The sequence below is a fragment of the Okeania sp. SIO2F5 genome (assembly GCF_010692685.1).
In the GTDB taxonomy this organism is placed as follows: domain Bacteria; phylum Cyanobacteriota; class Cyanobacteriia; order Cyanobacteriales; family Microcoleaceae; genus Okeania; species Okeania hirsuta.
Window position 1 is genome coordinate 1 of record NZ_JAAHGU010000106.1, and the last position, 10249, is coordinate 10249.

At 36.9% G+C, this 10249-nt stretch carries 6 protein-coding genes; 4 read left to right on the top strand and 2 right to left on the bottom strand.

The annotated features are described in order from the left end of the window. Positions 1-354 precede the first annotated feature (354 nt). From F6K27_RS24300 to F6K27_RS24315, 4 genes are all read left to right on the top strand, one after another. On the top strand, positions 355-567 hold the full coding sequence (locus F6K27_RS24300) for a CopG family transcriptional regulator (protein ID WP_287277506.1): 213 nt from the start codon (positions 355-357) through the stop codon (positions 565-567). A gap of 32 nt (positions 568-599) precedes the next feature. Continuing rightward, entirely contained in the window at positions 600-818 is a 219-nt protein-coding gene (locus tag F6K27_RS24305; RefSeq protein ID WP_287277508.1) for a hypothetical protein, read from the top strand. After that, a complete protein-coding gene (locus F6K27_RS24310) occupies positions 811-1236 on the top strand; it encodes a putative toxin-antitoxin system toxin component, PIN family (protein WP_287277509.1) in 426 nt (141 codons plus the stop codon). The genes F6K27_RS24305 and F6K27_RS24310 overlap by 8 nt, the downstream gene beginning before the upstream one ends. A 330-nt stretch (positions 1237-1566) precedes the next feature. After that, a complete protein-coding gene (locus F6K27_RS24315) occupies positions 1567-3036 on the top strand; it encodes a HEPN domain-containing protein (RefSeq protein WP_287277510.1) in 1470 nt (489 codons plus the stop codon). A 162-nt stretch (positions 3037-3198) separates the two neighbouring features. Here F6K27_RS24315 and F6K27_RS24320 read toward each other — a convergent pair whose 3' ends face one another. Both F6K27_RS24320 and F6K27_RS24325 read right to left on the bottom strand, forming a co-directional pair. Beyond that, positions 3199-6327 (bottom strand): efflux RND transporter permease subunit, encoded by a 3129-nt coding sequence (locus F6K27_RS24320; RefSeq protein WP_287277511.1) that lies wholly within the window; start codon positions 6325-6327, stop codon positions 3199-3201. 208 nt (positions 6328-6535) lie between these two features. Further along, a complete protein-coding gene (locus F6K27_RS24325; protein WP_287284402.1) occupies positions 6536-9490 on the bottom strand; it encodes a CHAT domain-containing tetratricopeptide repeat protein in 2955 nt (984 codons plus the stop codon). Positions 9491-10249: the final 759 nt, after the last annotated feature.

Genomic DNA, 10249 nt, shown 5'->3' on the forward strand with positions numbered 1-10249 from the left:
AAAGAATAGTAGAGGAAGAAAGTTTTTTGTTTGTACTCTTATCCGGACAAGAAATAATATTATGTCCGCTGGTATCGTTTGTGTAAATTCAAAGGTGAATATCTATAGGAAATTTAAGTTTTTTTTCTTGCTCTTAAGTATTCCTCCCTGTTCCCTGTTCCCTACCTTTGCTATACAATACCGATGCTACCGGACATGATATAATACCTCAAATCACCAACGCCGAAAAACGTAGCTTGAGACACCAAACCCTACAATTGTATCGGTTAACAGAGGAAGAAATTAGGATAATTGAAGATAGTGTTCAATAATGATCTATAATTAAAGTATTTGTTTTTATTGAGAATCTTACTAATGAAATCAACAACGATTTATTTGCCAGAAGAAACTGAAGCTAATCTACAAAAATTAGCTACTCAAACAGGAAAATCTATTCCTGAAATTATCCAAGAATTAATCACCGATTATCTTACTAAAAAAACTCAAAAATTACCTAAATCAGTTGGAATGGGGTCAAGTGGCAGATCGGACTTATCCTCTAAAACAGAAATAACTTTCAATCGCTAGAATAAACATAGGTTAATTAATTTTAATTTATCATGGAAAATATTACGATTCAAGTTGACCCTGAAATTGCCAAAGCTTACCGAGAAGCAGAACCAGAAAAACAGCAAAAAATCCAAACAATTGTTAATGATTTGCTTAAATCAATTATACAAGATAAATCTTTAGAACAAATTATCGAAGAAATGCAGAAACAAGCTAAAGCAAATGGATTAACACAAGAAATTTTAGACCAAATACTGGAAGATGAATAAACTACGATTAGTTATTGATACCAATATTTTAGTCAGTAGTATTTTGATTGAATCATCTCTTCCTGACATTGCTTTTAAAGAAGCCAGAAAAATTGGTACTATTTTATTTTCTGATGTAACATTTCAAGAATTACAAGAAGTCTTGACTCGTTCAAAATTTGATAAATATATTCCCCTAGATATTCGTTCTCAATTTCTGGCAAAGATTAAGCTAGAATCAGAACAGATTTTAGTATCTGAAATCGTCAATAAATGTAGAGATCCAAAAGATGATAAATTTTTAGACGTTGCTGTTAATGGCCAAGCCACTCATATTATAACAGGAGATAAAGACTTATTAGAACTGAATCCATTTCAAGGAATCCCTATTTTAACTCCAAAGCAATTTTTAGAATTTATTAAAGACATAAAACCATGAAATAGATACCAGACAAAAGGAGAGAGAGAATAGATATAGCAATTCTATTTTAGTTGTAATATTTTGGTGGTAGTTAGGAATCTAGGGAAAACTGGGAGCATCTTCCTCCCACTACTTTGACAAACTTCTCACATTTCCTACACTTCCGACTCTACTCCTTATTTCTTCTACCAAAATTTGCCAGAAGTAAATAATAACAAGGAACCAAATAGAGTGCCACAAGAGTCGAAAATTAATCTTATTATTTAAGCTATGCGCGAAATTAAAAAATTAGGGGATAGTGTTAAAAAGTTGAGTCTTACTAATACTTAATTAATTAGAGGTTTAAAAATGGAAAATCTAGAATATTCAGGATATTGGTGGTTGCCCTCAGAGCCAGAGAAAAAAATAGCTGGTACTCTGACATTTACAAATTATGAGGGAATTAAACTGCGACTAATGGGTTCATGTCTCAAACTGATGGTAGGCTCATCTGCTGGAAAATTGGTATTAAATCTTGATTTTCCAATTATTTTAGGATTTGCAGATCGAGAGATTATTACTCTTTGTGATTGTACTTTTTCAAGTGGAGTATATGATTCAAAGTTTGCTTTAATTGGCAGATACTTTACTAACGAAGACGAAATATTCTTTCATAAAGCTAAGGTACAGTATAGTTATTTATCTGACTGGGCTGACTTACCTCGTATTAGAGAAGATGAATTACCATCTCAGGATAAAGAAGAAGAATTAAGATTTATATATACTCGTCCTGAAACGATTGAAGCAACTACAAAAGATGGAAAATTTTCTCTTGATTATCGTTACTCCAACAAGTCTTGTGTAAATATTGACTTTAAGCAATTTGCATCATTCATCATTCAACCAAATCAAGAACTTTCATTTAAAGATTTTCACTCTAAATTCATACATCCTCTAAATCACTTTCTAACTTTTGCAACTGATAGAACTAACTGCATTACTGAATTAACACTTTATTCCCGTCACGGCGATTTTCTACACAGAGAAAATAGTAGTGACAATCTAGACGAAATGCCTATCAAAGCTATCTATCAAACTATATACCCTGAGAGAAAAAAAACAGATCAATTATTTACTGAACTTGATATGCTTTTATCTTTATCTTATATTAAGATTAAGAGTGATTTTTCCTCAGTTCTGAACAAATGGTTTGATTCTTGGGAAAGATTAACTAGTATTTTTAATTTGTTCTTCGGTATCAGGTACAAACCAAATGTGTATTTAGAGAATCAATTTCTGAATCTTGTTCAAGCTGCGGAATCTTATCATCGTCGTCGTCGAACAGAAACAGACAAAAAAAATTTGCCAGATGATGAGTCTGAAAAGAAGTGTCGAGATGCAGTTATACATAGTCTAGATAAACTAGATAGTCTTCCTGATGAATATAAAGAATGGGCAAAAGACAAACTTCAGTGTAAGAACAATCGGGACTTAACACTAGAAGAAAGGTTAATAGATTTAACTGAATTAATACCAGAAATAACCAGTGAATTAATTAAAGATAAATTTTTTTGTGCTCAAATTGCAGCAACGAGAAACGATTTTGTTCACGATAATAAAAAGAAAAAGAAAAAATCAGTTGAATTAGAAAAATTACCTGACTTAGTAGAATCACTTTCTTTCATTTTGCAAGCTTGCTTTTTGATGGAACTAGGTTTTGATTCAAAGGAATGTTACCAGTTACTTAACAGAAATCTTCGATATCAATATACACTCGAGAGAGTAAGAAAAAAGAAGTATTTTGATTGTCCGAAAGAAAACTTATCAAAAATGCCTTGATATAAATTATGACTTCTTATTTCGTGTTGACAGATGAGTTATATAGAATCCAAACGAACAAATATTACTCAATAAATGGCGTATTTTGCCATTAGAAAAACACCAATATGTATTAGATGTCGGTTGAGTTGAGGAAGCTCAAACCAAACCTACATCTAATTATCAATTATCAATTAACGAATCCTTATTACTTCTACCAAAATTCGCTAGAAGTAAATACGAACAGGGAACAAGATAAAGAGCAACGAGTGTTGAACCAGCTACACCACCAGCGATCGCTACTGCCAAAGGAGGCCAAAAACTACCACCTCCTAACAATAAGGGCACAAACCCAATCATTGTTGTTAAAGTTGTAGCAATTACATGACGAGTTGAACGTAGGACTACTTTTCGGGTAGCTCGACGGTTGCCTTGAGATGCTTCTGGGTCTTCCAGGATGGCAGCCATAACTACAACTGAGTCGTTAATGGCAATTCCCACTAAACCAAATGTGCCGATCAGACTCATAAACCCAAAGGGATAGCCAAATAACCATAAACTAAAAAATCCTAATCCTACAGCACAAATAGCAACTAAACCAATTATGGAAGCTGCTCGGAATGAATTTAAGGATAACACCAAAATTGAGGCTGACAATACTAATATAACTGGGAGAGTTGAGAAAAGATTTCCTTGAGCATTGCCTTGTTGTTCTGCCTCTCCAGCAATTTCAGACCAGTACCCAGATGGTATTTCAAAATCTGCATCATTTAACTTTTGCTGCCATTTTGTGAAAATTTCTGAAGGTAAAACCCCAGCAGCGAGAAAACCTTGAATTGAGTTTACTCTTCTACCGTTACGCCTTTTAATGACTGAAAATTGTGGTTCTAATTCTACTTCTGCTAAAGCTGATAGAGGTATTGTGTCAGTTGCATTCAGGCGATTTTGATTGAGACTGGAACCAGTCGGTTGTAAATCTAGGGATTTAATTTGGTTAAAGTCTCCTCTTTGAGTATTTGATACTCGCACCCGCACTGGTAATTCTTCAACACCTTCGAGGATAGAACCTCCTAAATTTCCCTCTAGTAAAGTATCTAACTGTTCCGAAACAGTAGCGCGATCTAGTCCTGCTAAACGAATCTCTTCTTCATCCACTAACAGTTTTAGTTGAGGTCGAACATCGTTTAAGGTGCTGCGGGTATGAGTTACTTTCGGAGTTTGAGCTAATAGCGCTCTTGCTTGTTCTCCTATTTGTTGTAGACGGTTTAAGTTGGGACCATAAATTCGTAGTTCCACTGGTGCATCAAAAGGAGGTCCCTGTTCCAATAGTCGCACTAAAATTTGAGCTTTAGGAAATGCGCTATCAACTTCTGCTTGAATTCTGTTAACTAATTCTGGTTTAGCGATCGTATTTAGCTGCAAAAATCCTTGAGCATAATTGAGATACCGTTCTTTACCTGCTTTTAAGTTGTAGTAATACCTGGGCGAACTACGGGCTAAAAACCACTGTAATTCATCAATTTCTGGGTGCTGTAAAATTAGCTCTCGGACTTTTAGAGCAGTATTTCTTGTTTTTTCAATTGAGGTGATAGCTGGCAATTCTAATTCAATTTGTACTTGGTCTCTATCTACTTGAGGAAAGAATTGTTGGGGCAGAGTTCCTAGCTGAACTATACCAGTTATTGGTAATATTAAACCTAATAATATTCCTAACAAAGGAGAACTATATATGCTGCGTAAACTTAGTTGATAAATTTGAGTTAAATAAGAATTTGAAAATCCTGTTTTCCACCATAGCTGTTTAGTTTTTTGCCAGGAATTACGGTCTGGATTGTGGTATAATTTTGCTGTTATTGCCGAACTGATTGTAATTGATATTAATAGTGAATAAAGAACAGCTAAAATCACACTAATACCAATACTACCAACAAATTCTCCAGAAGGACCAGGCATAATTGCAATTGGTAAAAACGCCAGAGCTGTAGTTAAAGTTGATGCCATTAAAGGCATAAATAAATGATGAATTGCTTTAGTAATTGCTACTTCTGATTTTAGACCTGAAGCTATACCTTGACTAACTTCATCAACCACAATAATTGCTGTATCAATTAATAGCCCTAAAGCTACAATTATTCCAGTTATTGACATTTGATGTAGAGGTATATCTAACAATCCCATCGAACCTAACACCATACAAGTTGATAGAGGTAGGGCTAAACCAACAACAATTGCAGATTTCCAACCCATTAAAAAGACTGTAATTGCAAATACTAGAAAGCCACTAATAAACAAATTTAAAATCAGACTATCTAGACGATTTTCAATATAATTACTTTGATTAAAAATCATCTCTAGTTTCAGACCTTTGCCTAGTTGTTCGCGGAATTTATCAATTTCTGTTTCTGCTGTTTTTGCCCAAAGGTCTATTTGATAATCTGATTCGACAAATACCCCTAATGCAGCAGCAGGACGACCATTAATTAATGTTAATTCTCTGGGCGGTTTAATAATAGTTTTCCTCACCTCAGCAATGTCGCCAAGGAGAGCAAATTGTCCTTGTTCGCTAAAATTAATTGGAATACTCCGAATCCTTTCTAAAGAATCTAAATCTGATTCTATTTCTAATAGTAAATCATTATTTTGACTGCGCATTATACCTGCTGAAACCTTAGCATCGCTCTGTTGAATTTGCGTTGATAATTGTTGAGGTGTTAACCCAATACTAGCTAACTGAACCTGGTCAATTTCTACGATAATTTCTTCATTTTGCTTGCCAAAAATATCAACCTTTTCTGTACCCGATAATCCCAAAAATTCATCTTTCAACAATTCAGATAAACGGTTAAGAATTGCATAATTAGGTTCGCTATCTTGTTCCCAAATTAAAGCTGCAATCAAAGCATAAGCCTTAACTTCTACCTCCTCTAGTCGTGGTGGACTCGCACCCACAGGTAATTCAGGAGCAGCTCTATTTAATCGCTCTCTAATTCTTAACCAAACCGCATCAGCATCTGCCTCTTCAACGGAGTCTAACAGTTCAATATCGATAATCGAACTACCCGCTCTAGAGTCTGATTCGTAGCTTTTAATTTCCTCAATTTCAGATAATTCTTCTTCTATTTTTTCTGTAACTAAAGCTTCAACTCGTTCAGCATCAGCTCCAGGCAAAAAAGTTGTGACAAACCCTTGACGAGAAACTAATTCAGGGTCTTCAAGTCGTGGCAATGTGAAAAAAGCTGAAATTCCCCAGGTGAGAATTACCAATATTGCCAGGATTAATAATCTAAAGTTTCGATAAAATAAAGTAGTCATTTTCAGTTATCAGTTATAAATAGGGAGGAGTCAGGAGACAGGAGACAGGAGACAGGAGACAGAAGTATTTTCATCACTTAGGGAGGAATCAGGAGACAGGAGACAGGAGACAGAAGTATTTTCATCACTAATTATCTGGAGATGATATTACAGCTAGGGAGGAGTGGCGTACCTCTCGCCTGATGGAATTTGCTGTATCAGTTCTAAACTATCTTGAATCATATTCCCCCTGCAACGTAAATGCTCCCCAATAATAAGGACTTATCTCAGTCTCTAACATCTGCAATTGAGCTGCCCGCAATGCCTCCACAGGTGATAATCTCTGGTCTAACATTCCTTGATAAAACTGCGACATTAAATCTGCTGTTCTAGAATCATCAACAACCCACAACGAACCTACTACCCGTTTTGCCCCTGCATACATGAATATCTTTGTCAAACCTACCAAACCTTCTCCTTTAATATCCTTCCCTAAAGCTGTTTGACACGCACTCAATACTACTAATTCTGCTGGTAAGTTAAGATTAAAAATATCATTCAGTCGGAGGAAACCGTTTTGCCAGTTGCCGTTTTTATCCACTAACGACATGACAACCCCTGACAATTCTGGTTGCTTACCGTTAGCAAAACCGTGAGTGGCAAAATGTACAATCTGATATTGGGCTAATTCCTGACTGGTTGCTATTTCTCTGTTGGCCTGAAAATCAAAAGCTTGAGTGCGTTCCGACTCTGGTATTAAAGCCATAATTGCTTCTGCTTCAGTGCGAGTACCTGGAAGTCTATCCCATCTAATACCAACATCTCTAGCAGCCCTATCTAATTGTTGTGCCTCTAGGGGGAAAGCTCGACTCCGAGATTCTGCTGTAGATATTGTGGTAGTTTTACCTGTAAACCTAGCATCATCAGGGCTAAATACTGGGTCGGCAATAATAGCCACTTTCTTCGGGGCAAGTTTCCGAGATTTTGTACTATTGCGGATATTGGCAATAGTAGTAACTGAAGGGAGATTTACTATTTCGTGGTTAACTATTAAAGGTTGATAACCATCACTTTCTTGATCGGTATTTGGTATTGATAAGACGGAAAAAGGAATTTCTTGTAAGAAGCGATCGGCAACTATTAATAAACGTTTTTTGTTTAATTTATCGGTAACTGGTTTGATCAGAATTTCTGTCAGCTCATCGGCAGCACTATCAACTTTTGCTATGTCGTTGCGTTCTCGTGGGTTTGTTATTGTCACCATCAACTCTATAGCAGCATTTTTGATTTTTGCTTGGGGAGGAAGTTGATAACTGTGGATGCTATCTTTGGTGACTGCCCATAAATAGCTGCTTTTTTTTCCCAGGGAATATTGTAGAAGTAAGGTGTTGTCATCTAATACTTGTTGTTGAACTTCTTTGAGAGTGAGGGGTTGAGGTTCAGTTAGAGCTGCATAATTTGGGCTGGTGGTACGAATTTTGATGCGTAACTGGTTGTATTCATCTATGAGTTGGTCTCTTGTTTGTTCGATGTTGGCTTTTTGTTCGCAGGTGTATTCTCCACTAAGGAGTTTGATGCGTTGGGTTTCGATGGCATTGAGTTGTTGTTGCAGCTCTGTTTCTGCCATTGCTAGTTTGGGATCTATTCCTTGGCGGATATTGACACTAGCTTCGTTGAGGAGTTCGAGGAAAGCACGGGCGCGACTGCGTTCACTGGCGTGAAAGGCTTTAGCATCGTAACCTTGCTTTGGATTTTGTTTGTGGAGTTCCATGAGTAAGTCGATGTAGAATTCATATCTATCCTGGACGGTGGCGAAGTAGGAGGCGCGGAGTTCAACACTAGCAATTTTGGTACGGAGGTCTTCAATTATTTCTAGGGATTTTTCTATGAAAGTTCGACTTTCAGTGAGTTTGCCTTGGTCTCGTTTGAGCCAAGCGATATTAAAAAGAGTGCCTGCTTCCCCATCCCGATCGCCTACTTGCCGTCTTATAGGTAATGCTTGATTTAAGTAATTAAAAGCTGTTTGTTTTTCTCCTAAGCTATTGTAGGCAAGGCCAATATTATTGAGAGTCCTTGCTTCTCCACGGCGATCGCCTACTTGCTGATATATAGGTAATGCTTGATTTAAGTAATTAAGTGCTGTTTGTTTTTCTCCTAAGCTATTGTAGACACTGCCAAGATTATTGAGAGTGCTTGCTTCTCCACGGCGATCGCCTACTTGCTGATATATAGGTAATGCTTGATTTAAGTAATTAAGTGCTGTTTGTTTTTCTCCTAAGCTATTGTAGACACTGCCAAGATTATTGAGAGTGCTTGCTTCTCCACGGTGATCACCTACTTGCTGATATATAGGCAATGCTTGATTTAAGTAATTAAAAGCTTTTTGTTTTTCTCCTAAGCTATCGTAGACACTGCCAATACTTGTAAGAGTGGTTGCTTCCCCACGGAGATCACCTACTTGCTGATATATAGGCAATGCTTGATTTAAGTAATTAAAAGCTTTTTGTTTTTCTCCTAAGCTATCGTAGACACTGCCAATACTTGTAAGAGTGGTTGCTTCCCCACGGAGATCGTCTACTTGTCGTTTTATAGGTAATGCTTGATTTAAGTAATTAAGAGCTGTTTGTTTTTCTCCTAAGCTATTGTAGACAAGGCCAATATTATTGAGAGTGCTTGCTTCCCCACGGAGATCGCCTACTTGCCGTCTTATAGGTAATGCTTGATTTAAGTAATTAAGAGCTGTTTGTTTTTCTCCTAAGCTATCGTAGACATAGCCAATATTATTGAGAGTGATTGCTTCCCCACGGCGATCGCCTACTTGCTGATATATAGGTAATGCTTGATTTAAGTAATTGAGTGCTGTTTGTTTTTCTCCTAAGCTATCGTAGACATAACCGATCCAAACGAGTGTAACTGCTTCCCTCCTCAAGTTACCTATTTTCCTAAATAGTAATAGCGCTTCTTCCCATTTAGCGATGGCTTGCTTCCGAGATTCTGCTGTACCTTGCTTATACAGTTTCATTACTTCATCAAAGACTTTTTCTGCTTCAGCATCAGGGTTGATTTGAGCAGCAACTTCTCCCTTATTCACAATACTTGGCAACATTAGGAGAGGGAAACTCACACTAAATAATATCAGACTATTAATACTGAGAATAGACAACCATCGTACTGGAGAAACCATAGATATTATCCCTTTCTAAGCAATTAGAAAACTTCATATTAATATACTTCCTGTTTCAAGAAAGATATGCAGTATCCAGTAGGTTGGGTTAAGCGTCGGAGCGCAACCCAACAATTATAACTCTTTGTGTTGGTGCATTGTAATGGTCGTGAATTGTCCAGCAATATTTGTGACCACAACAGTGGGAGCAAGATGCTCCCATACTAGGTATTCTTTTTTGCTGTATACCATTATGCGAACAGGACTATCTTTTTGTGGGGTTTCCGGATGTCAACCCAATCTACAAAGTAGCTAAATATTTTGATAGTATCCAGTAGGTTGGGTTAAGCGTCGGAGCGCAACCCAACAATTCCAACTCTTTGTGTTGGTGCATTGTAATGGTCGTGAATTGTCCAGCAATATTTGTGACCACAACAGTGGGAGCAAGATACTCCCATGCTAGGTATTCTTTTTTGCTGTATACCATTATGCGAACAGGACTATCTTTTTGTGGGGTTTCCGGATGTCAACCCAACCTACAAAGTAGCTAAATATTTTGATAGTATCCAGTAGGTTGGGTTAAGCGTCGGAGCGCAACCCAACAATTCCAACTCTTTGTGTTGGTGCATTGTAATGGTCGTGAATTGTCCAGCAATATTTGTGACCACAACAGTGGGAGCAAGATACTCCCATGCTAGGTATTCTTTTTTGCTGTATACCATTATGCGAACAGGACTATCTTTTTGTGGGGTTTCCGGATGTCAACCCAACCTACAAAGT

Bases quoted from the DNA above. Each gene is read 5' to 3' on its own strand.
- F6K27_RS24300 (WP_287277506.1), top strand. From the start codon at position 355: ATGAAATCAACAACGATTTATTTGCCAGAAGAAACTGAAGCTAATCTA.
- F6K27_RS24305 (WP_287277508.1), top strand. From the start codon at position 600: ATGGAAAATATTACGATTCAAGTTGACCCTGAAATTGCCAAAGCTTAC.
- F6K27_RS24310 (WP_287277509.1), top strand. From the start codon at position 811: ATGAATAAACTACGATTAGTTATTGATACCAATATTTTAGTCAGTAGT.
- F6K27_RS24315 (WP_287277510.1), top strand. From the start codon at position 1,567: ATGGAAAATCTAGAATATTCAGGATATTGGTGGTTGCCCTCAGAGCCA.
- F6K27_RS24320 (WP_287277511.1), bottom strand. From the start codon at position 6,327: ATGACTACTTTATTTTATCGAAACTTTAGATTATTAATCCTGGCAATA.
- F6K27_RS24325 (WP_287284402.1), bottom strand. From the start codon at position 9,490: ATGGTTTCTCCAGTACGATGGTTGTCTATTCTCAGTATTAATAGTCTG.